Origin of the sequence: Paenibacillus ginsengarvi, assembly GCF_003626695.1 — a bacterium.
Lineage (GTDB): Bacteria > Bacillota > Bacilli > Paenibacillales > NBRC-103111 > Paenibacillus_AB > Paenibacillus_AB ginsengarvi.
Genome location: NZ_RBAH01000003.1, coordinates 229,823 through 252,798 on the forward strand (window position 1 = coordinate 229,823; position 22,976 = coordinate 252,798).

Annotated in this window: 22 protein-coding genes; 9 read left to right on the top strand and 13 right to left on the bottom strand. The window is 57.6% G+C overall.

Annotated features, from left to right (window positions below; genetic code table 11):
- Position 1: 1 nt before the first annotated feature.
- Positions 2–178 (bottom strand): hypothetical protein, encoded by a 177-nt coding sequence (locus tag D7M11_RS36320; protein ID WP_158606478.1) that lies wholly within the window; start codon positions 176–178, stop codon positions 2–4.
- A 254-nt stretch (positions 179–432) separates the two neighbouring features.
- Positions 433–1,068, bottom strand: coding sequence for a hypothetical protein (locus D7M11_RS06015; RefSeq protein WP_120746255.1), 636 nt, complete (start codon positions 1,066–1,068; stop codon positions 433–435).
- A gap of 381 nt (positions 1,069–1,449) precedes the next feature.
- On the opposite strand from D7M11_RS06015, the gene D7M11_RS06020 reads away from it, so the two are divergent.
- The 3 genes from D7M11_RS06020 (at position 1,450) to D7M11_RS06030 (ending at position 3,018) form a co-directional block, all read left to right on the top strand.
- The gene (locus D7M11_RS06020; RefSeq protein WP_120746256.1) at positions 1,450–1,833 is read left to right on the top strand and encodes a helix-turn-helix domain-containing protein; all 384 of its coding nucleotides are present in this window, start codon (positions 1,450–1,452) and stop codon (positions 1,831–1,833) included.
- Positions 1,834–1,976: 143 nt separating this feature from the next.
- Positions 1,977–2,609, top strand: a complete 633-nt coding sequence (locus D7M11_RS06025; protein WP_120746257.1) for an ImmA/IrrE family metallo-endopeptidase — start codon at positions 1,977–1,979, stop codon at positions 2,607–2,609.
- Entirely contained in the window at positions 2,596–3,018 is a 423-nt protein-coding gene (locus tag D7M11_RS06030) for a transcriptional repressor LexA (RefSeq protein ID WP_120746258.1), read from the top strand. Before D7M11_RS06025 ends, D7M11_RS06030 begins: the two co-directional genes overlap by 14 nt.
- Before the next feature lie 102 nt (positions 3,019–3,120).
- Here D7M11_RS06030 and D7M11_RS06035 read toward each other — a convergent pair whose 3' ends face one another.
- Complete coding sequence (locus D7M11_RS06035; protein ID WP_120746259.1) at positions 3,121–3,627, bottom strand: CcdC family protein; 507 nt, start codon at positions 3,625–3,627, stop codon at positions 3,121–3,123.
- Between the two features lie 323 nt (positions 3,628–3,950).
- Here D7M11_RS06035 and D7M11_RS06040 point away from each other — a divergent pair, with 323 nt between their 5' ends.
- The 4 genes from D7M11_RS06040 to D7M11_RS06055 all read left to right on the top strand — a co-directional run bounded on the left by D7M11_RS06040 (position 3,951) and on the right by D7M11_RS06055 (position 8,705).
- Complete coding sequence (locus tag D7M11_RS06040) at positions 3,951–4,415, top strand: MarR family winged helix-turn-helix transcriptional regulator (RefSeq protein ID WP_120746260.1); 465 nt, start codon at positions 3,951–3,953, stop codon at positions 4,413–4,415.
- Entirely contained in the window at positions 4,393–6,144 is a 1,752-nt protein-coding gene (locus tag D7M11_RS06045; RefSeq protein WP_120746261.1) for an ABC transporter ATP-binding protein, read from the top strand. Before D7M11_RS06040 ends, D7M11_RS06045 begins: the two co-directional genes overlap by 23 nt.
- The gene (locus tag D7M11_RS06050) at positions 6,128–7,993 is read left to right on the top strand and encodes an ABC transporter ATP-binding protein (RefSeq protein WP_120746262.1); all 1,866 of its coding nucleotides are present in this window, start codon (positions 6,128–6,130) and stop codon (positions 7,991–7,993) included. The genes D7M11_RS06045 and D7M11_RS06050 overlap by 17 nt, the downstream gene beginning before the upstream one ends.
- A 232-nt stretch (positions 7,994–8,225) precedes the next feature.
- A complete protein-coding gene (locus D7M11_RS06055) occupies positions 8,226–8,705 on the top strand; it encodes a hypothetical protein (RefSeq protein ID WP_120746263.1) in 480 nt (159 codons plus the stop codon).
- Positions 8,706–8,744: 39 nt separating this feature from the next.
- Here D7M11_RS06055 and D7M11_RS06060 read toward each other — a convergent pair whose 3' ends face one another.
- The 5 genes from D7M11_RS06060 to D7M11_RS06080 form a co-directional block, all read right to left on the bottom strand.
- Positions 8,745–9,278, bottom strand: coding sequence for a DinB family protein (locus tag D7M11_RS06060; RefSeq protein ID WP_240040974.1), 534 nt, complete (start codon positions 9,276–9,278; stop codon positions 8,745–8,747).
- A 46-nt stretch (positions 9,279–9,324) separates the two neighbouring features.
- Positions 9,325–9,543 (bottom strand): YwbE family protein, encoded by a 219-nt coding sequence (locus D7M11_RS06065; protein ID WP_120746265.1) that lies wholly within the window; start codon positions 9,541–9,543, stop codon positions 9,325–9,327.
- Between the two features lie 207 nt (positions 9,544–9,750).
- Positions 9,751–10,116: a response regulator gene (locus tag D7M11_RS06070; protein ID WP_120746266.1), complete on the bottom strand. Its 366-nt coding sequence runs from the start codon at positions 10,114–10,116 to the stop codon at positions 9,751–9,753.
- 137 nt (positions 10,117–10,253) lie between these two features.
- Positions 10,254–10,844 (bottom strand): TVP38/TMEM64 family protein, encoded by a 591-nt coding sequence (locus D7M11_RS06075; RefSeq protein WP_120746267.1) that lies wholly within the window; start codon positions 10,842–10,844, stop codon positions 10,254–10,256.
- A 108-nt stretch (positions 10,845–10,952) separates the two neighbouring features.
- Positions 10,953–12,308: a dicarboxylate/amino acid:cation symporter gene (locus D7M11_RS06080; RefSeq protein WP_120746268.1), complete on the bottom strand. Its 1,356-nt coding sequence runs from the start codon at positions 12,306–12,308 to the stop codon at positions 10,953–10,955.
- A gap of 490 nt (positions 12,309–12,798) precedes the next feature.
- Between D7M11_RS06080 and D7M11_RS06085 the strand changes: the two genes are divergently transcribed.
- A complete protein-coding gene (locus tag D7M11_RS06085) occupies positions 12,799–14,796 on the top strand; it encodes an acyltransferase family protein (protein ID WP_120746269.1) in 1,998 nt (665 codons plus the stop codon).
- A 119-nt stretch (positions 14,797–14,915) separates the two neighbouring features.
- Here the strand turns inward: D7M11_RS06085 and D7M11_RS06090 are convergent, their stop codons facing one another.
- Complete coding sequence (locus tag D7M11_RS06090) at positions 14,916–15,809, bottom strand: LysR family transcriptional regulator (RefSeq protein WP_120746270.1); 894 nt, start codon at positions 15,807–15,809, stop codon at positions 14,916–14,918.
- A 151-nt stretch (positions 15,810–15,960) separates the two neighbouring features.
- Between D7M11_RS06090 and D7M11_RS06095 the strand changes: the two genes are divergently transcribed.
- Positions 15,961–17,088: a YeiH family protein gene (locus tag D7M11_RS06095; protein WP_120746402.1), complete on the top strand. Its 1,128-nt coding sequence runs from the start codon at positions 15,961–15,963 to the stop codon at positions 17,086–17,088.
- A gap of 66 nt (positions 17,089–17,154) precedes the next feature.
- Here the strand turns inward: D7M11_RS06095 and D7M11_RS06100 are convergent, their stop codons facing one another.
- From D7M11_RS06100 to D7M11_RS06115, 4 genes are all read right to left on the bottom strand, one after another.
- Positions 17,155–18,333: an NAD(P)/FAD-dependent oxidoreductase gene (locus tag D7M11_RS06100; protein WP_120746271.1), complete on the bottom strand. Its 1,179-nt coding sequence runs from the start codon at positions 18,331–18,333 to the stop codon at positions 17,155–17,157.
- A gap of 38 nt (positions 18,334–18,371) precedes the next feature.
- A complete protein-coding gene (locus tag D7M11_RS06105) occupies positions 18,372–18,794 on the bottom strand; it encodes a DUF1641 domain-containing protein (RefSeq protein ID WP_120746272.1) in 423 nt (140 codons plus the stop codon).
- Between the two features lie 459 nt (positions 18,795–19,253).
- A complete protein-coding gene (locus tag D7M11_RS06110) occupies positions 19,254–20,495 on the bottom strand; it encodes a multidrug effflux MFS transporter (RefSeq protein WP_120746273.1) in 1,242 nt (413 codons plus the stop codon).
- A 107-nt stretch (positions 20,496–20,602) separates the two neighbouring features.
- A complete protein-coding gene (locus D7M11_RS06115) occupies positions 20,603–22,939 on the bottom strand; it encodes an ATP-dependent DNA helicase (RefSeq protein ID WP_120746274.1) in 2,337 nt (778 codons plus the stop codon).
- Positions 22,940–22,976: the final 37 nt, after the last annotated feature.

Sequence of the window (22,976 nt, forward strand, 5' to 3'; positions counted from 1 at the left end):
CTCACCCCCTCTCAAGACCGTTAGCATCCACGACGGCCTCTTCCCGCACGCAAACCGGTCTCATGCAAAATTGCCTGCTCGCCTCCCAGCGTCCCCAAATGCAGGCGACGCATTTGTCCGGCTGCTTATAAGGACAAGCGTCCTCTTCCTTCTCGAGCTTCGTTCCGGTTCCGTTCATGCTCGTTCCTCCTCCCCGTCCGGTGATGTGTTGCCTGTAGCGGCAGCAGCAGCAAAAAGACCGCCTTGGCGGCGGCCTTTCGTTTCCTATCAATTCAGTTGTCCCTGTCCGGAGCCGCGTTCATCTGCTGCCTTTCGTTCGCTCCGTGTTCCTGTCTTGATTATAAAACAGGAACATATGTTCGTACAAATTTTGTCACGCTTGTCCTTTTTGTCGGATTTGTAAACCGCTTTTCCCCGACTGCATCGCTATCGTTAAGAAATGTCCTTTCGATCGTCCCCGTACATTTCTTTGGCGAGAAACCGGACCAGCTCCAGCTTCAGCTCATGCAGTCGCTGCCGCGATACGCCAATGTGCCGAGCGATATGGTTCATCCGCTGGCCCTCCATCAGACAGGTTAGCACGGTCCGCTTGCGATTGTCGCCTATACGTTCGGCGGCCGCGTCGAGCCGCTGGACTTTCGCCTCAAGCTGTTCGAGACGGCTCCAATACTTTTCGCGTCTCTGCGCTTCGCGATTCACCGAATCGGCATGCCGGCCTTTCGCTTTCGGCATGGTTCCGTCGAGTCCGTATACGCCGGTGAGTCCGGTGCCGATCTGCTGCAGCGTTTCGCGAAGACGGTCGATTTCCCGTACCATCCATGGGTAGTCCTTCAACTCCTCCTCCACCTGCTCCATCTGCTCCGTTTTGGCCCCGGACTTGTCCGGATCACGGTTATAATGAGACGCGCGCGTATTTGCGACTTCCCACTGCGGACATTGCTCGATTTGGCCGATGGAGCACTGATGAACCCGGCAAATGCTTTTCGCCCCCCACAAGCTCCCCGGGCAGCGTCCGCACACTTCCTCCCGGTAATAGTCGATTTGCTCGATCGTCCAAGTTTTCATCATTCTCCATCTCCCTTCTTTATTTGGAAAAGTTTCTGATCGAAGTCTTCCGATGAAACGCTGCCGTGTTGTATCGGCGGGTTGTTCTTAGGTTTAGAAAGTCTCGTTTCGTTTCGCCTTAACCTTTACCGAACTCAACCTTTTTTGCCGATTGGAAAATACGCTTATCGCGTCCGGTATACGAGTGATTTGAACAGGAACGTATGTTCCTGTTTCTATTATGTACGCGTTTCGCGTACTTTTCAATCATTTTTTTCTAATATCTTGAAAAAAGGTTCGCGATATGCGATTATACTCATGAAGAGATGTTGCAGCGGAGCTCAACCAAGGAATACACTTCAGAAGAACCGCGGGAGCGGGGTGGACGAAACGGAGGATGGCAGGATGATAGGCGAAACGATTATGCAGCTGCGTAAACAGATGCGCTTGTCTCAGCAAGCTGTAGCCCTCCGGCTCGGCATCGCCAAGAGCACCTATGCCGGCTATGAATCCGGATACCGCGAGCCTTCCGTGGATACGCTGCGGCAGCTTGCCGACCTGTTCGGGGTCAGCGTGGATCGGTTGCTCGGGCAGGATATGCCCGCGCCGCGACAAACGCCGAATGCTTCCGCCCCTACTTCCGAGCCGGACGACCCGGAGCTTGGAATCTGGTTCAAGGAGCTGCTCGAAGCTCCCGAGGAACGAAGGGATGAGCTGCGTAAAATTTGGGAGATTATTAAAACGAGGGAGTCCGGGCGGAAACCGGGCGATAAGCAGGGCGAATCGTAGATTTCGCCGATTCTTTCATTCCCTTGGCAAGCCAGACCTATTGCCGCCACTATGATAGTTTCGTTCAGACGCGCCCCAAAGCGGGCGTTTCTTTTCCACTTTAAATCGAACATATATTCTCATTCTGAAAGGGGAATTTGTTTATGTACGCTTACCAGAGCACGCCGCTGGAGCAATCGATCGAGCAGTTGTATCGCGCCTTGAGTGTCCGCGAGCCGCATCAGCTCGATGCCGAAGCGATCGCCGAAGGGCTCGGCATCTGGCTTCATTACGCCCCGTACACGAGCCGGGCCATCGATCGCGCCGGCTTGCAGTCGATCGTGCTCGACAACCGGCTGTCCCGGCAGGAGCAGTGGCAGGATTTCGGCCACGAGTTGTGCCATTTGCTGCATCATGCGGGCAACCAGCTTACAATGGGCGAATCGTTTATCCGGTTCCAGGAGACGAAGGCGGGCAACTTTGCCTATTTATTTTGCATCCCTACCTTCATGCTGCTCGCTGCCGAGCTGCCGAGACTGGAATCTGAAGCGATCGCCGCCATCTCGTCGCTGTTCGGCGTAACGCCCGAGTTTGCCAAAGAGCGGCTGAGGCGCCATCACCGGCAAGTGACGTCCAACCGGATAGCAGAGCAGTTGACCGCCTATTTTCACGCCGAGCAGCTCGTGAAGCGCAAGGAGGGCATCGACTATATCATCCAGACGAGACGCTCCAAAATGCTATTTTGCCGGGAGCGCGGCGTACTCGGCTATATGGGAGACCGCGATGATTCCGAATAAAGTCATTCCGGTGGCGACTACAGGGTTCACACGCAAATGGTTTACGCTTGATCTGGAATCGACGGATCTGGCCAGTTATCCCCATCTGCGGCTAAGCGGGTACTCGCAGGCGCTGTTCGCGCTGTCGCTCGGCGATAGCGGCTTCGTCTCGCTGGGCGTAACGCGAGGCGACTACTTACTGTTCAGCACATCGGCTCCGCTCCGGTCGGCAGGCCAGATCTCGCTTATTCGGCAGGAGGATGAATACATCATCCGCGAAACGTATTGGGACGGCGATACGACGCTGCTGCGCGTACCCGGCGACACCTTTCCCCCGCTTCGGCTTCCGACCGAAAACATCCGGATCACGGCCGTACTCGACAGTGTCGTGAAAGGAGACGAGCTGGCTCCGGTCGTTTATTTCGGTTAGGCCCGCCCAGCAACGCCCATAGCAAAAAGACGGCGTCCGGCAGCACCAATCTGCCGTTCACCGTCTCTTTGACAATCCCCTTCCTTTTGGCGTCCGCGAAACCTAAACGCTTCCCGCTCCGCCTTGCCCCCGCTCCATACCGGCTTCCGTCGCCTTATACCGGCGTGCCATCACCAGCCGCCAGGGCAGGATCATCCCGAACGCCAGCAGGAAAAAGAGCGCCCCCGTCTGCGGAATGCTGACGACATGCTCGACCACATCGTGCAGCAGCAGCCGGATCGCCAGCAGCGCCACGATAATGAAGATAAACGCTTTGGAGCGCACCAAATAGATGTGTCCGTCCCGTACCTCAAACTTGGATGTCCAGATGAGCGGGTAGGCAAAAAACAGCGCTCCGGCCACAAAAGCAGCCAGCGCCCACAGCCACGGCACATGCGTTGGCGGATACAAAAACATCGCAAATCCGGTCGACATGCCGAGCGGAGGAATTAATATTTTTCTCATCGTAGTCGGCTTCGTAGACGCCTTCAGACGCACTGCGATCACCGCTGAGCCGGCGATCAGGGCCACCAGCACCGAAGCCAATTGGGGCAAATACGACGCGCCCATGCTGCCCACCTCCGGTTGTTTCTATCTGGAATGAACTGTCTCCTTATTGTACTCCCGGGACAGGGTGAACATCAATTTTGCCCATACAATTTTCATTCGGCAGGAAACACGGCATAGCTGAGCCATTATTCCCTAGCTTAAAGTTTCCTGAATTGTTGCCTCTTATATTGACAGCCGCCGTCGTTCCTCCTACCATATAGTTAGTCGGCTAAACGAAAGCAACGCTCACATACTCCCAATCCCAGACCACCCGACCTAACCTATACATCCCCCCGTAAAGGAGGCATCCGATCATCGAACCGCACCCGCACGAGCACCACTTGATGCCCTTGATGGCCCGCCTCATGCGGCAGCATCATTACAACTCCCATCTGTCGCTCAAAGACCAGGACGTTCATCCCGGCCAGCCGCCGGTTTTGTTCGAGTTGTCTCGCCACGACGGGCTCAGCCAGCGCGAGCTCGCCGCCAAAATGCGCGTCAAGGCCGCCACCGTAACCGTCATGCTGAACCGGATGGTGAAGAACGGCCACGTCGAACGCCGGCCCGATCCGAACGACCAGCGCATACAGCGTGTTTACTTGACGGATAAAGGCCGTGCCGCCGTCCATGAAGTGCGCGAGGCGCTGCACGCCAGCGAGGCATACGCCCTGAAAGGAGTCACGCCGGAAGAGAGAATGCTGCTGCGTCGACTGCTGCTGCACATGTTCGATAACGTGAAACAGTACGAGCAGATGATTAGCCGGCAAACAAAGGAGGGGCGCACCGATGCCGAGAGTGAAATGGACTAACTATTTAAAACCGTACTGGCTGCCGGTGCTGCTCGCTCCGCTGCTGATGCTGGTAGAAGTTTTCATGGACCTGCTTCAGCCGAAGCTGATGGCGAACATCGTCAACAACGGCGTCATGGCCGGAGACCTTGCCTATATTCGCACGACCGGACTGCTCATGCTGGGCGTAGCTATTATCGGGCTGATCGGCGGCATCGGCTGCTCCATCTATTCGACGATCGCCTCCCAGCATTTCGGCGCGGATTTGCGCAAGGACGTATTCGCCAAGGTTCAAACGTTCTCGTTCCGCAATCTCGACAAGTTCAAAGCGGGCTCGCTCGTCACCCGGCTGACCAACGACATCGTGCAAATGCAGAACCTCGTGCAGATGACGCTGCGCATATTGGTGCGCTCGCCGTTTCTTGCCATTGGCAGCTGCATCATGGCATTCATGTTAAGCCCGAAGCTGGCGATCATTCTCGTCGTAGCCGTGCCAGTGCTTTTTATTAGCCAGTATTACCTGATCCGCGCCTCATTCCCTCTGTTCTCGAAAGTGCAGAACAAGCTCGACGGCGTCAACACCGTGCTCCAGGAAAATTTGTCCGGCATCCGCGTCGTTAAGGCGTTCGTGCGCTCGGCCTACGAGAACAGCCGGTTCGGCAAAGCGAACGGCGAGTTTACCGACATCGCCGTCAAAGCGGCTCGCATCGTTGCCGTCAACATGCCGATCATGATGTTCATCATGAACGCAAGCATCGTCGCCGTCCTATGGTTCGGAGCGGATCTGAACTGGAGCGGCTCCCTCGAGCTCGGCGATCTGATCGCCTTCATCAACTATGTCACACAGCTGTTATCCTCGCTGCTGATGGTCGGCATGATGATGGTGTCCATCTCGCGGGCCAAAGCGTCGGGCGACCGCATTCGCGAAGTGCTCGAAACCGAGCCGGAAATCCGCGACGCGGCGGGCGCCCGATCGGACATCATCCGCGCCGGACGCATCGAGTTCGACGACGTTTCATTCAAGTACGACACAAGCCGCGGCGAGTATGAGCTCCGTAACATCTCTTTTACCGCCGAACCTGGAGAAACAGTCGCTATACTCGGCTCCACCGGCTCGGGCAAATCGACGCTTGTCAATCTCATCTCGCGGCTGTACGAGGTGACCGAAGGCTCGATCCGTGTCGACGGCGTCGACATTCGCGGCATCCGGCTCGATCATCTGCGCAGGCAGGTCGGCATGGTACTGCAAGAGGCGATCCTGTTCAGCGGCTCGATCCGGGACAACATCCGCTACGGCAAGCCCGAGGCGACGCAGGAGCAGATCGAGCAGGCAGCCCGCGCCGCACAGGCGGACGAATTCATCGCCCGGATGCCGGACGGCTACGATTCGATCATCGGTCAGCGCGGCATCAACTTGTCCGGCGGCCAAAAGCAGCGAATGTCGATCGCGCGGGCGCTGCTCATTCGACCGGCCGTGCTGATCCTCGATGACAGCACGAGCGCCGTCGATCTCGGCACGGAATCGCGCATCCAGCAAGCGCTGAAGGAGCTGATGGGAACGAGCACGACGATCGTCATCGCCCAGCGCATCTCGTCCGTTATGGACGCCGACAAAATCGTCGTTTTGGATGAGGGCCGCATCGTCGCCGTCGGGAAGCATGACGAACTGATGCGCAGCTGCGCCGTATACCAGGACATTTACGAATCTCAGCTTGGAAAGGAGGAAATTCGCCATGGCGGAATCGCCTAATCGGCATTCGGAATCGAATGCGCGGCCGATGCCTGGTCCAGGGGGACACGGGCCGATGGGCACGGGGGGCGGTCCCGGCGCCCGCGGCATGATGCCGAAAGTACGCCCCAAGCAGCTCGGCCCGACGCTGAAGCGGCTCTGGCGTTATATTGGCCGTCAGCGCGGCGGACTCGTCACCGTCTTTATCCTCACCGCGCTCAGCACCGGCTTCGCTCTAATCGGCCCATATCTGCTCGGGCGGGCGATCGACCAGTACATTATGCCCCGGAACTACGACGGGCTCGTCTGGCTATGCCTTACGCTGCTTGGCGTTTACGTGCTCAGCGCCATCATGAGCTGGATTCAGGCGTACGTCATGGCCGGCGTTTCCCAGCGCACCGTCCGCGAGCTGCGCCGCGATATGTTCGAGCATTTGCAGAAGCTGCCGCTGCGCTTTTTCGACAGCCGCACGCACGGCGAGCTGATGAGCCGCACGACAAACGACATCGAGAACGTGTCGAACTCGCTGAACCAAAGCGTCACCCAGCTCATCAACAGCCTGCTCACCATCGTCGGCGCGCTGTCCCTTATGCTCAGCTTGAGTGTCTGGCTCACGATCGTCAGCCTGCTCACGATCCCGCTTACGATGGTGGTGACGGCGGCGATCGCGAAGCGGACCCGCAAACATTTTTCGGCTCAGCAGAAGCACCTCGGCGAGCTGAACGGCTATATCGAAGAAACGGTTACCGGGCAAAAGGTGGTCAAGTCGTTCAACCGCGAGCAGGAAGCGCTGAAACAGTTTCAGACGCATAACGAAAGCTTGAGAAAAGTCGGCATCCAGGCGCAAATTTTGTCCGGCATGATGGGCCCGGTCAACAACGTCATCAACAACGCCAGCTTCGCACTTATCGCCGCGATCGGCGGCTGGATGGCAATCGGGGGTTACACGACGATCGGGATCGTCGTCAGCTTCCTGAACTATTCGCGCCAGTTCACCCGGCCGATCAACGATCTGGCCAACCAGTTCAACATGATCCAGTCGGCGATCGCCGGAGCGGAGCGGGTATTCGAGGTGCTCGACAGCAGCACGGAATACGACAACGATCAGACCGCGCTTGCCGCAGGCAGCCCGATACGCGGAGAAGTGCGATTCGAGGACGTCACGTTCAGCTACAAGGAAGGCGTGCCCGTATTGAAGGACGTGACGCTAACCGCGAAGCCCGGAGACACGATCGCGCTTGTAGGGCCGACTGGAGCGGGCAAAACGACGATCGTCAATCTGCTCACGCGTTTTTACGATATCGACAAAGGAACGATTACCGTCGACGGCCGCAACATTCGCGAGCTGGACAAGAGCGGACTGCGCGAGCAGCTCGGCATCGTGCTTCAGGATGCGTACCTGTTCTCGGATACGATCCGCGAAAACATCCGCTACGGCCGACTGGACGCAACCGACGAACAAATCGAGATGGCAGCCAAGCTGGCTAACGCCGATTCCTTCATCCGCAAGCTGCCCGGCGGTTACGATACGATGCTGACGGCGGAGGGCAGCAACCTAAGCCAGGGACAGCGGCAGCTGATCACGATCGCGCGTGCGATTCTTGCCGATCCGGCCATCCTCATTCTCGATGAAGCGACGAGCAGCGTCGACACGCGCACGGAGATGCACATCCAGGAAGCGATGAAGTCGTTGATGCAAGGGCGCACCAGCTTCGTTATCGCCCACCGGCTGAGCACAATCCGCGAAGCCGACCAGATTCTCGTCATTAACGGCGGCGAAATTATCGAGCGCGGCACCCACCAGGAGCTGCTCGAACGCCGGGGCTTCTACTACGAGCTATACACGAGCCAGTTCAAGCGGGTCGGATAACGCCGGATAGCCGGCCGATAGGGAGCTCAACTCTCAAAAAAATACCCTGCACCCAGAAGCGAACGGCCGCTTCTCCGGTGTCAGGGTATTTTTTGTACAGGGTTTGTCGCTTTTTCACTTGACCGAAAGCTCCTCCCTGCTTTACAATAAGCTGCGGCGCTATCTCCGCCAATAACGATGAGCTTACTGAGAATTGTTTCTTTACTTTATAGAAAGCAGGGCAACAACGTCTATGTGGATCAAATCGACCATCTTAATCTGTTATTTGCTCGCAGCCTACTGGCTATCGTCGCATTTCGGCATTCTAAAAATGTGCTTTTACCCAACCCTCGGCGCGTTTGGCTATTTCTTCATCAGCCGCAGCCTGAATCGAAGCGAAGCTCTCAAGGTGATCGCCGCAGCCGTGACCGCCTCCGCAACTGGAAGCGTGCTTCATGCGCTTAGCCCCGGCGCCGTCGCTTTCGTCCTGACCTGCATCGTCACGATCTGCCTAATCCAACTCATTCGCATTCATGCGGCACCGATTCTTGCCGTCGCTTTTATTCCTTTTTTCGCGCCGCTGCCGGCGATCTGGACGCTTCCCGTATTCGTATGCGGTTCGCTGCTCGGTCTTCTGGTCGCGCTCGGACTGTCGCAGGCGCTCGAAGCCGGATGGGCCTCACTTTATACGCGAACCAAAACAAAAGCCGCCAATCTGGAAGCCGGGTCGTAAACGCACCCCGGTCCGCCAAATCAGCGGCCTTTTTGTTCGTTAGGCGTTGGCGATTACCGCCCCATAGCGCTCTTCCAGCAGCCGCGTATGGTGACGTTCGTGGCCTGCGACGATGTAAGCCAGCGCGCGTGCTGTCACGGGGTGCCCGGCAACGCTCCCTTCCCGCTCCCACGCCTCCTCCGGCATGCTTTCGATTAGCGTCAGCGTAGCTTGGCGCACGATACCGAAATGCGCAAGCAGGTCCGCGATCGAGAGACGGCCGAATTCACCGCCGCGGACGAAGTCGTTCTCGTCGAACGAGGGCAGCGGCGTCCGGTCGCCGCGAGCTACGCGCATCAGCCGGTAGGTCATGATCAATTCCGTATCGATCACATGTCCGAGCACTTCCTTGACGGTCCATTTGTCCGGCGCATACCGGTAATCGCCGTCCTCCTCGCGAATCGCCCCGAACAGCTCCTTCACTCGCTCCGCCTGCTCGCGCAGCAGATCGGGCAGACATCCGTCCGGCACGAGCCCGATATAAGGGGTAAAATGCGCGGCATATTCCGCCGCATCAGGCCTGATCAAGCTCATTTTCATCCGCTCCTGTCCGTGATTTTCCGGCGACCGGGTGTACCGTTCACTCCCCGTCTAACTTGCCGGAGACGATAACCTTCACTCGTCCGACTTGTCCGTCCGCAAGACGCACCTTAATGCCGTGGGGATGATTCGGCGACTTGGTGAGTATATCTTTGACGATGCCGCGAGTCGTTTTCCCCGTCCGCTGGTCCTGCTTCAGGACGATGTCCACCTCGAGCCCCGGACGAATGCCGGCCCGGTTTTTTCCTTCATCGCTCATACCGATTGTTACCGCCGATCGGGCTGTTCCATCAGCCGTTATCGGAGCCTTTCTTTGTGTATAGACGTGTATTATCACTATAAACAGGAAAAGCGCGAAATGCAATGCGCTCCGACTTGACGCACGTTTTATTCCGGATACGCCAACGAGCCCCGGGCCGGATGCCCGAGGTTGTTCTGTAACAGCTGCTGCATTCGGTCGATCCTCCTACAGAGGAATCATCGCCTTCGTCACCGCCTCCAACACGCGGCTCGTCTGGAACGGCTTGACGATAAAGTCGGACGCGCCGGACTGAATCGCCTGCACGATCAAGCGCTGCTGCCCCATTGCCGAGCACATGATGACCTTCGCCTCCGGATCGGACTTGCGGATCAGCTGCAGCGCCTCGATCCCTTCCATCTCCGGCATCGTGATGTCCATCGTGACCAAGTCCGGACGAAACGCCTTGTACTTCTCGACCGCTTCCGCTCCGTTCGCCGCCTCGCACAATACTTCATGACCGCCGGTCACCAATATATGTTTAAGCATATGACGCATAAACGCCGCATCGTCCACTACCATTACCTTTGCCATCTTTCCATCCTCCCCTTCTGTTCCTCCATGATGTCCTTCACTTAAGCTGCTTTAATAGTAACAAATGGGGCTGAACATATTCTGAACAAGGGGGAAAAGCAAACAAAAGCCTTCCCGTGTAAGGAAGGCCCGGCGATTCATTTGAAATATTTCGATTCGATCTTGCGCCCCGTCAGCGCCATGATCCCGAACAGCGAAACGATCAGCACGAGCTTCCACGGCTGCTGAAACAAGTTGAACAAGTCGTGCCCGGCGAACGAAACGATCAGAATCATGATGCCTTTGCCGAGCAGCGTAGCGATAATGAACGTATGGAACGGCACCTTCGATATGCCGGATACGATATTGACCAGAAACGACGGCGTAAACGGAAAGCAGGACAGCAGGAAAATCGGCATAAATCCGTGCCGCTCCAGCCACTCGATCAGCCTTTTCGAGCGCGGACTTTTTCGCTCTACGAAATGGCGTATCCGCCCGCCAAACCGGCGAATAATCCAGAACACCGTAAACGCTCCGGAAACGACGCCGATCCAGGATAGCAAAAAACCTTCCAAAAATCCGTATATATTCACATTGGCGATCAAAATCGCTACCAGCGGCAAAAAAGGAAGCAGCGATTCGAGCCATGCGGCAAGAAGTCCGGGCAGCGGTCCAAGCGCCTCGAACTGATTCAACAATTGCTCCATGTCTTCCAGACGAAAACCCGACAGATCAAAGCTCGCCATCATCCGATTTGTTCCACCCCTGTATAGATACTATCACTATACTACCGCAAACCGGGCAAAAGCAAATCGGACGATGGGCGAGCGAATTCCTGAACGAAGGTCGGGGAAATGTTACGCCGCGCCAAGATCGAGCGGGTCTTCCTCGTCCCGGTCGAACGCCTCGCGATCGAATTCGCCTTCCGCATTGGCGACCAGCAGCGAAGTGACAGTCGTACCCGTCGCATTAACGGCCGTGCGTCCCATATCGATCACGGATTCTACGGCGATTACGAGCCCCATGCCTTCCAGCGGCAATCCGAGCGCGGTCAGGACGACCGTTGTGGAGATCGTCGCAGGCCCCGGTACGCCGGCTACTCCGATCGACGAAATGACGGCTACGAGCACCAGCACGATATAATCGGACAAGCCGAGCTGCAAGTTGTATACTTTGGCGACGAAAATCGCAACGATAGCCGGCCATATGCCGCCGCAGCCGTTGAAATTCATCGTGGCGCCAAGCGGGGCGACAAAGCTTGCGATGCGCGGAGACACGCGAAGCCGCTTCGTGATGACTTCCAGGTTAACCGGCAGTGTGGCATAGCTGCTTCGCGTGGTGAACGCGACGGCCACCGTCGGATAAGCTTTTTTGAAAAATTTGATCGGATTCACCTTGGCCACGAACAGCACAAGCCCGCCGAACACAAGCACGAAATGAATAAGAAGGGCAAGATACGACGTACCGATCAGCTTCACGAGCGGAGCGAGCGTCTCAATGCCGTATTTGGCCGCCATGGAGCCTATCAGTGCATAGACGCCGTACGGGGTGAGCCGGATTACATATTTGACTACCTGGTGCAATACGGCCGTGGCCGATTGAATGAGCGTTTTGACCGGTGCGACGACATCAGGCTTTTTCGAGCCCACGTGGATGATCGCGATCGCTACGAAAATGGCGAAGATGAGCACCGGTACGACTTTGCCGCCGGCGGCGTCGCTGAACGGGTTGGACGGCACGAGGTCGAGAATGACCTGCGAGAACGTCGGAATGTCGCGCGGCTTGTAATCTTTGGGCACCGAAGCCGAAATGCCCGACCCGGGGTCCATCGCCAGGGCTACCAGCAGGCCGATGATCGCGGCGATGCCGGTCGTCAGCAGAAACCAGCCGATCGTTTTAACGCCGATTTTGCGCAACTGACCAAGGCTAGACAGCTGAGCGATACTGTTGATGACGAGTACGAAGACAAGCGGGATGACGAGCATTTTGATCAGATTGACATAAATCGTTCCGATCGTGCTTACGCTTTTGTAATCCAGCTTGAAGCTGTTGAACACGATCCCGGCGATGAGCCCGAGGCCGAGCCCGATCAGCACCCGCGTGCCGAAGCCGATACGCTTGCGGGCCAGCACATGCAGGAAGCCGATGATGACGATGGAAACGACGAGGCTGACCCAGTTCGACTGTAAAGCGTTCCATAAGTTGTTGTTCAAGTCTACCCTCTCCTTTAATAATTCATATTTTTCCGGTAGGAATTATGGAAATAAGAATACGCCCGACTGCTTCCATTGTCAACACCTTTTTTTGCGCGGATAAAGCGGTTACTCCATAACCTGGAATGACGGCCTTTCGCCTCTGTTCGGATGCCCCGCAGAGAGCGCTTCGAACCAAGCCCCCCTTCCGCTCTTATGCCCGGATTCCTGATTGCTTCCTGCTAAAAATGTATGGGCCAGGCAGACAAAACATTCCTGCCGCCGGGCCCGCCAGACGCGCCGAAAAGCGGCAAAAAAAGTTTTGCGGCCGCATGTAACTTCATGCATGTCCACCCCGTCTAATTTGACGATCGCAAGTACGGAGACAGCGAGCGAAAGGGCAGAATGCGTATGGACATCCAGAGAAAAAGGAACAACACAGACAGACCTGAGGGCAGGCAGCGCTTTGTTTTGCAAGCCGGTACGTCGCTAGGCGAAGGGGGACTGCGCCATGCCTAAACCGAGCGGCGGCGGCCGCTACATGGCCGGCTTGGACGGTCTCCGGGCGATTGCGGTACTCGCCGTTATCGCCTACCACCTGAATCCGGCTTGGGCTCCCGGAGGACTGCTGGGCGTCGGCGTCTTCTTCGTCCTGTCCGGCTATTTGATTACCGATCTGCTAGTAGCGGAGTGGAAGGGCAGCGGCCGGATCGCGATGAAGCCGTTCCTCCTTCGCCGCGCGCGAAGGCTGCTGCCGGCGATGTTCGTCATGCTGGCCGCCGTCTCGCTGTGGCTGCTGGTAACAGATAGCAGCCGGCTCGCATCGCTGCAAGGCGATATAATCGCAGCGGTACTTTATGTAAGCAATTGGTGGTTCGTTTTTCACGAAGTGTCCTATTTCGAAAGCTTCGGGCCGCCTTCCCCCCTCGGCCATCTGTGGTCGCTGGCGGTGGAGGAGCAGTTTTACGTGGTATGGCCCTTCGTGATCGCCTTGCTGCTGCGGATCGCCCCGAAGCGCGGCAAGCTGTTCGCGCTCATTGCAGCCGGTGCAGCCCTGTCTGCTACGGCCATGGCGGCGCTTTATGAGCCAGGGGCAGACCCTAGCCGTGTTTACTACGGCACCGACACCCGCTCGTTCGGCCTGCTGATCGGGGCCGCGCTTGCTGTCGTATGGCCCTCCGCCAAGCTCACCAGCCGGAACGTAAGCCCACTCGCGCGAAGCGTTCTCGATGGCATCGGAGCCGCCGCCCTGATCGGGGTGCTGTACATGGTGGTACGGTCAAGCGAGTATGACGGGGCTCTATACAGAGGCGGCATGGTTGCCTTATCGCTGCTGGCGGCTCTCGTCGTCGCCACGCTAGCCCATCCGTCATCCAGGCTCGGCGCCGTTTTGGGCGTTAAACCGCTCCGCTGGCTGGGCGTCCGCTCGTATGGAATTTATTTGTGGCATTATCCGGTTATCGCACTGACCCAGCCGGCCGTTCAAACCGGGGGATTCGGTTGGAAGCTCGCGCTGTTTCAAGCGGCTGTCAGCATCGGGCTAGCCGCCTTGTCGTGGCGATTCGTAGAGGAGCCGATCCGCCGCGGGGCGGTCGGGAAACTGTGGATGCGTCTGCGCAACCGGAAGCGGATCGGACGTAAGGTCGGGGGGAAAGCCATCGTCGCGGCGGCAGGCTCGCTGGGCGCCCTCATCTTGTTCGCCACCTGCGCCTCCCTGCTGTATCCGTCCGCTTCGGCCAGTTCGGTGCCTTCCGTAGCCACACCGCTTCCGCAGCCGGAAACGGAGCCGAATCGTCCCGAAGAGAGCGGCGTTATCCGTCCCGAGCCTCCTGGCGGGGCAGCAGACCACCGGGTTGACCCTCCGGCGGGGGCAAAGCCCGGAACGCCGGTCTTTCCCGAGTCCGATCGCAAAGAGTCGAGTGGGGCAACCTCCGGCGGCTCAGGATCACTTCCGAATCCCCCTTCGAAGGAGACGGCTCCGGGGAGCGAAACGAAGCCGGATGCCAGTCACCCGGCTCCCGAGGCCAAAAGCGGCCAAGGAATCACCGTCATCGGCGACTCGGTCATTCTCGACGCACAGCCGCATCTGGAAAAGCTGCTTCCCGGAATCGCGGTAGACGGCAAAGTCGGCAGACAGCTAACGCAAGCCGCCGATCTTATTGAAGAGATGAAGTCGGACAACAAGCTCGGCAGCCGGGTCGTCATCGAGCTTGGCACGAACGGAGCTTTCCCCCGCAAAAAGCTAGAATCGCTGCTGACCCTGATCGGCAAAGAACGGCAAATCATCCTGATCAATACTCGAGTACCGCGCCCGTGGGAGTCGGAGGTCAATTCAACGCTGGAGGAGGTCGCCGGATCGTTCCCGAACGCCAAGGTTCTCAACTGGTACGAGGCCAGTGCCGATAAGGACTCTTATTTCTCCTCCGACGGCGTTCATCTGAACAGCGACGGTGCTGCGTTCTACGCATCACTTGTAGCGAACGTGCTCAATCCGGCTGTATCCGGTTAAAATAAAGCAATGCAAAAGCCTCCAAAACCGCTTTTCTCGCGAGCGGAATTGGAGGCTTTCTAGTGTTTGGATTTACGCAAAGCGGTCGTCTACGGAGATTCCGTACCCTCAGATTCGAATCAATCGGCGCCCCTGCCGCTCTCCCGAAGCAGAAGCTCCTTGAATACGACGGATGCCCGCGTATGAAAGCGGGTCGCCTGCGCGATCCAGTAAAACCGCCGAATCACCGGGGTACCCTGGATGTGCAGCTTATGCATCGTGCCTAGGGTGATTTCTTTGCGTACCGCCCACTCCGACAGCAGCGTTACCCCTAGTCCCGCCTCGACCGATTCCTTGATGAGCTGGGTGCTGCCAAATTCCATAGAGCGCTGCGGCCGGATACTGAAACGCTCGAACATCGTATCCGTCGCCGCCCGCGTACCCGATCCCGTTTCCCGCACAATCCACGTTTCACGGCCCAGCTCCGTCACGGGCACGTCCGCAAGTGCTGCCAGCCTATGGTCAGAGGCAGCCATTACATACATCGCATCGTCGGCGAACGGCTCGATATCGAGCTTGTCGTGCCGAAACTCCCCTTCGACGATGCCTACGTCGAGATCGCCGGCCGCAACTTTTTCCGATATATCCTTCGTATTGCCGATCGTGATCGCGGGCTGAATAAGCGGATATTCGGCCTGCAGCCGGGCGATAATACGGGGAAGCACATATTCGCCGTATGTATAACTCGCGCCAATCGTCAAGATGCCGCTTGCTTTGTGCAGCAAGTCGTCTACGAGGTAGTTCATGCGGGAATATAGCCGCGAAATTTCTTTGGCATGGTGGTACACGATCTCTCCGGCTTTGTTGAGCCTAACATGCTTATTTCCCCGGTCGAGCAGCTTCGTGCCGTACGTTTTCTCAAGCTGAAGCACATATTGGCTGACTGCCGGCTGGGTCATGTGCAGCTCCTCCGCCGCTCGGGTGAAATTTTGCTTATCGGCGACTGTCAGAAACACAAGCAGCGCTTGATCCATTGCATCCTCTCCCTCCCGCTCAAAATTGGCATCTACCATAAGTGATCACTTATGAATATGATCATAATGATTTATTTTATTTATTGCAATTCCGGGAGTATGCTGAAGTTGAGATCAAATAGGAAAGGCATACTTGACGGGAGTGTTTACGATGACTGTTCAAACAGAAAAGGTAACTCCTTCGGAGACGCGTCAACCGAATGCGCGCGGTCCGGTGCCGCTCGGAGCACCCGCCCCGGCGAGCCCGGATTCGGCTCCAACAACTCAGCCCCGCGGTGTTGCCGCACCCGCCAGTTCGCCGGGCAGACGGGCATGGAGCCTCGGTGTCCTGTTTACGATGGCTGTGGCCCTGATCGGCTGGGGAGCGGCGTTGCTCCCCGGACTGGACCGGCTCGGCCCGCTCGCCTGCTCGATTGCGCTGGCCGTCGTGTACCGGCATTTCTGGGGTTATCCCGAGCTGCTGCGCAGAGGCATTCAGTTCTCATCCCGCACGCTGCTGCGGCTAGCCATCGTCCTGTTCGGGCTCAGACTCGATATCGGCGTCGTGCTGCATGACGGCCTGGGGCTGCTGCTGCGGGCCGCTATCGCCATCGCTTTCGCCGTAGCGCTGACCGTATGGTTGGGCAAACGCTTCAAAGCGGACCCTTCCATCACGCTGCTGCTCGGCATCGGTACCGGCATTTGCGGCGCGGCGGCCATCGCGGCCGTATCCCCGATCCTGAATGCAAAAGACGAGGATACGGCGATCGGAGCGGGCATGATCGCGCTTGTCGGAACCATATTCGCCGTTGGCTACACGCTGCTGCGGCCAATCCTTCCGCTAGCTGGCGTCGATTATGGCACCTGGTCGGGCATCAGCCTGCACGAGATCGCCCATGTGGCGCTTGCCGCCGCTCCCGGCGGTCAAGATGCGCTTGCGGCGGGTCTGCTCGCCAAGCTCAGCCGCGTCTTGCTGCTTGTTCCGTTCTGCCTGCTGCTGATCGGCTGGAAGAAGCGGTCGGGCTCGCTTCAGAGTGGAGCGAAAATGGAATTTCCATGGTTTTTGCTTGGGTTCATCGCGATGAGTTTGTTGGGAAGTTACGTTTTGGGGAATGTTATGGCTGTACCTGCGGTTATGAGCGGCTTAACGACGGGGACTACGTTCCTGCTGTCGATGGCGATGGTTGGCCTAGGGCTGAACGTCAGCCTGAAGCAGCTGCGGACGAAAGCTTTGCGGCCGGTGCTGGCGATGTCCGTCACCTCGCTGCTGCTTTCGGCTATTGCTTATATGACGATCTAACGTCAAGACGACAAACAGAGGGTGCGGCTTTCGCCGCACCCTCTGCGTTTAAGTTTCGGGATTATTTTAATAAGCGAGCGAGAACAAACCTTTAATATGAGACAAATAACGAACGTTGCTCGCTTCTTTCATCAGCGAAGCCGGAGTTCCCTTCAGCTTCGTTTTGTTGCCGCCGATCGTGCCCATAGCGTCCTTGCGGCCGAGGCTTCCGAGCGTACCGGAGAAGACCGGCTCGAACGTGTCCATTTTCGCCCCGTTAAAGTAAGCGAAGATGTTGAAGCCGCAAAGCTCGCCCATTTGCCAAGCCAGCTGAGCCGTTGGCGGGAACGGACGTCCTTCCGGACTCATTACGACTGCGCTGTCGCCGGCGAGGAACACGTCCGGATGCGAAGTCGATTGCAGCGTTTCGGTAACCGTAGCGCGGCCGCGGTTTACTTCGATGCCGCAGTTAGCCACTACCGCGTTGCCGCCAACGCCGCCGGTCCATACGAGCGTGCTCGTTTCCAGCGTGCTGCCGTCCTTAAGCGAAACGGTCGTAGCTTGCATTTCCGTGATGGCAAGGCCGATCAGGAATTTTACGCCGCGTTTTTCGAGGCTCTTCTGGGAATACTCTACCAGATCCGGCGAGAAGCCCGCCAAGATCGATGGAGCCGCTTCTACGCAATAAAGCGAGATTTCGTCGTAATTGACGCTATGCTTGCGGCACAGGCCAGGAAGCATATCGGCAAATTCGCCGACCAATTCGATACCCGTCAGACCGCCGCCGCCAACTACGAACGTGGCGTCCGCTTTGTTGCCCGATTTTGCATAAGCTGCTATGCGCTCTTCGATATGTGCGCGAAGCTTGTTGGCGTCGTTAACGGACTTGAGGATGAAGCTGTGCTCTTGCAGCCCTGGAATTCCGAAGAACGCCGTTTCGCTGCCGAGTGCCACGACAAGCGCATCGTATTTCAAGAAAGCGCCGCTGGCCAGCTTGACGTTTTTTTGATCCGGCAAGATCTCTTGCACGGTGTCGATCATCAGGTTGATCTGTTTGCCGCGCAGCAGCTTTTCAAGCGGAAGCGCAACGGCTTTCTCGGCCAGGTTGCCGGCTGCCAGACGGTGAAGCTCAGTAATGATTTGGTGGGACGGGAAACGGTTTACGACAGTAATCGTCGCTTCTTCGGCCGACATATGACTACGCGCGCTAAGTGCGGCAAGCAATCCGCCGTAGCCGCCACCCAGAATTACGATTTCCTTAGACATACGGATCCTCCGTTCTGATTTCGGTATAACTTAACCGATTAGCCTTGCTTCCGACGCTCTCCGAGCACTTCCAGGAACGCTTGCGCGTAACGGAGCGATTGCTGCACTTGCGGGTCCTTCAGCATTTTGAGCAAGCCGAACAGGCCGATCGTAGCCGATTCCGCATGCGCGCGGTCGCCCGCCTCGATAGCCGCGGAAGCGATTCCTTTTGCTTTTTCCGTGATCGGCTTAACGAACTCGTCCATGCCGCCTTTCAGGTCATCGATCAGCACTTGGTCAGTCGTCAGACCTTGCACGAAATCATAAGCTTTCGTCATCAGTGTGACCATCTCTGCCAGTTTCGGCATGTTCTCGACGAGAACCGTCAGCGATTGCTGCACCTCGGGCTTCATCAATTGATCAAGTACGTCCTCCCGCGCTGCCGGAGTCAGAACCGCTTCTTGCGTAGTTGTTTCTGACATTAGTAAACGTCCTCCTTTGCATGAAATAGCAGCCCGCCCGAGTATCCCGATACCTGTTCGAGCAAGGTAGACGCACGCCTGTATCGCATAAACGGTCACAAGTATCGGATCGGAACCTAGGTTCGGTCCGACCGTTGTGCCGGCGAAATGACGAGAAGCAATATCCGATTACCGCCAAAGCTGTTCCATTTTTCACAAGCATGGCCTGAGCGGACGGAATATCCGCGCAGGTGCCAAAGAATCGGATATTCGGAATCGGAATGTGCATGTCTGCCTATTTCCAGAGCAGGAACAGGTTCGAGTGCGAACCCTATATGTCCTCTATTATACCCCTCAACTGAAAAATAGGGAAAAATCAATTTTTGACATTTGTGAACATTTTGTGACAAGAACGGACTTCAGCTCCCTATCTGGCCGCTTTATGGGACCATCCGCCCTTTTTCGCCCGCTCCTGCCCTTTTATTGGTTCTCCCGCCGGACAACTGCCCTTTTGCCGACTCCGATCATGCCCAAATACACGACAAGCGCCCCGATATCCCCGGCGGCGATAACGAGCCCCATCGGCAGCGCCGTGCCCTCGCCTGCAATCCCGACGAGCGGAGCAACGATGCCCCCGAACATAAACATCATCACGCCGAGCAGCGCCGAAGCGCTTCCTGCCGAATTCGCCTGCCCCCGCATCGCCAGCGAGAACGAAGCCGTGTTCACCACGCCCACACTGGACACAACGAAAAACAGCGGAATCAAAATGCCGTACAGCCCGGCTTGGGCCATAGTGGCGAGCAGCAGCGCCGTTCCGCCGCACGCGGCCATAATCAGACCGCCTATAAGAAGTCGCGTCTCTCCGAGACGTCCGGCCAATCGGCCCGTGACCTGGCTCACCGCGATGATGCCCAAGCCGTTTACGGCAAAGCACAGGCTGAACATTTGCGGCGAAGCTCCGTAAATCTTTTGCAGCACGAAGGGAGAACCGGCGATATAAGCGAACATGGCGGCAGCAACCAGTCCCTGCGACAAGGCATAACCCATGAATGAGCGATCGCGCGTTATCCGTCCAAATGTCCGCCACGTTGCTTTGAGCCCTCCGCGAGATCTTCTGTCTTCGGGCAGTGTCTCCGGCAGTCCGAAGAAAACGGCAATAAGCGTCAGCAGGCCGAGCAGGCTCAGCACGAAAAAGACGCCGCGCCACGACATGAATTGCAGCAGCTGCCCTCCCGCGATCGGCGCGATAATCGGGGCGGCCCCGTTCACGAGCGACAACGAAGCCATAAATCTCGTCAGCGCAGCGCCGCCGAACAGATCGCGGGCGACCGCCCTGGAGATGACGATGCCCGCCGCCCCCGCCAGCCCCTGGACGAAGCGCATAAGCACGAACGTCCATACGGACGGGCTGAACATGCAGAGCAGCGACGATACGGCGTACACGATAAGCCCGATCAGCAGCGGCAGCCGTCTGCCGCGAACGTCGCTGATCGGCCCGGCGAGCAGCTGCCCCGAAGCGAGTCCGGCGAGACAAGCCGTCAAGCTGAGCTGGGCGAGCGACGCCGTCGTATTCAGATCGGCTGCCAGCTCGGGCAGCGCAGGCAGATACATATCGAGCGAAAACGGCCCGAAAGCCGAGAGCGTGCCGAGAATAAGAGCGAGCCGCGCCCGGCTTGGCGTTTTCCCGGCTGGCGGCAGGTCGGCTAGTCGTTCGTTCATGATAGTTTCGATCCTTTCAAACTAACGTATCCAATGAATGTAACAAGTATAGTTACACACGCCCAATTCCGTCAACCCGGTTGTCCGTCCCCATGCGTTCTTAAGCTTCATTCACGATGAGGATTTGCCGCCGCTTGTCCTCTCATAGTCGTAATCGGCTTCCACTCCTGGGGCAGCAGCGCATAATAGTCCGGCTGCATAAACCGATCGTCGATCAACAGAAGCGTGCCGCTGTCGCTCTCGGTGCGGATCAGCCTCCCGCCCGCTTGAAGCACTTTGTTCATACCGGGGAACTTGTAGGCGTAATCGAAACCGTTTCTGCCCGATTCGTCGAAGAAACGCCGGATCAGATCGCGCTCCCCGCCAAATTGAGGCAGTCCAACCCCGACGATGACGACTCCGGTCAGCCGGTCACCGGTCAGATCGATCCCTTCCGCGAACACCCCTCCCATCACGGCGAAGCCGACCAGCGTCCTGTCCGACCAGCCGGCGAATGATGCCAGAAACGTATCACGCTCCTCCTCGGACATGCCGCTCTGCTGCACGAGCATCGTTCCGCTCCATGCGAGGTCGGCGAATTGCTCGACTACCTCGTTCATATATTCGTACGACGGGAAAAAGACAAGAAAGTTGCCCGGCCGTTCCTCGGTTACCCTGCGGATTGCCGTCGCGATCGGCCGCTTCGACTGCTCCCTGTCGCGATAACGGGTGGACAGCGGCAGAAGCAATACGTCCAACTGCTCTCTCCCGAACGGCGATGGAATCGCCAGCGTATAATCGTCCTCTTCGCCGCCGAGCATATCGCGATAATACGGGATCGGGGACAACGTCGCCGAGAAATAAATTTGCGAGCGGTACCCTTTGCCCAAAAGACGCAGCATGCCGGAAGGATCGACGCAAAGCAGCTTCAACCGGACGTCGCTTCGCTGAACATCCGCATAGGTCCTGTAACGCTCGTCATAGCCTTCCGCCGTCCGGATGTAGTTTTGCACGGCGTAATACGTATCCGTGAGCAGCTCCCGATACTCCCCTGCATACCCGCCGGCAAGCGTCGCCTCCGCTTCGACGGCAAACGACTCCAGCAGCGGGACGAGCGCTTGCGGAGCTTCGTCCAGCACCGTCATGCCGCCGCCCTCGCCGCAGCTTTTGCGCAGCGCGATAAAAGCGTCGTTCACCGCCTTCGCCGTTTCGTACAGACCCCGATGCCCAGTCTTCGTCTGACGCTTCAGCTCGAGAAACGGCGCTTTCGCAAGCTCCGCGGAATACATCTCCCTTCCCCGGTCGATCAGGTTGTGGGCTTCGTCGATCAGAATCGCCGTTTGCCGCTTCTGCTCCTCGAACAGTCGCTTCAGCGAAATACGCGGATCGTACACATAGTTATAGTCGCACAAAACCGCATCGGCCTCGTACACGGCATCGAGCGAAAATTCGAACGGGCACACCCGATGCTTGCGCGCATACGCCTCGACGACATCGCGGGTGATCGCCGTTTCACAACGCCACAGATCGTACAGCGCTCCGTTAATCCGGTCATAGTATCCGTCCGCAAATTCGCAGTATTCCTTCTCGCAGCGCGTCTCCTCTTTGAAGCATATTTTATCCTTCGCCGTAATCGTCACCGACCGGAGACACAGGCCGCGCCCGCGCATAAGCGCCAAAGCTTCCTCCGCAGCCGCACGCGTGGTCGTCTTGGCCGTCACATAAAAGAAGCGGCGCAAATGCCCTTCTCCGATCGCCTTGACGGCGGGGAACAGCGTCGAGATCGTTTTGCCCGTTCCGGTAGGCGCCCGTGCGAACAGCCGCTTCCGCTCCACGACCGACTTGTAGACCGCACCGGCAAAATGCCGCTGCCCTTGCCGGTAGGCGGAAAACGGAAACGAAAGCTCCTTAACGCTCGCTTCTCTTCTGGCGGTATGCTCAAGATTTTGTTTCGCAAATGGAGCGTACGCTTCGATCAGTTCGCGCACGAAAGCTTCCAGCTCTTCGAACGAGGCCGTGTTCTCGAACGACTTGCGCTCCTCCGACCCACGATGAATATAGGTCAGCCGGATGCGCATGCGCTCCCGGTTCTCGGCCGCAGCGTACAAATAAGCGTAACACTTCGCCTGTGCCCAGTGTACGGGGTGAGACTGTTCTTCAAGCAGCGCGATAGTTCCCGACGTCGACTTGATCTCCTCTACAGTCACCTCGTCCGATTCGCCGGCTTCGCCAAACAGCAAGCCGTCGCAGCGGCCGTCGATCCGGTATACGATACCTTCGTACTCCAGATCGCCGCGCACGTATACTTCTTTCTTATCCGTTTCCTTGTATGCGTTCTGTATTGTCCGATGCGCCTTGGTTCCTTCCGCCAGCGGCGCCCCGGTGCGAAAGCCGGCTTCGATGCTGCCTCCGCGGTATACATGCTCCACGAGCGCCCGCACCGATACTTCCACCTGATCGGGCATTGTCCTTATCACCTGCCGTCGTACTATGGTTCGTATG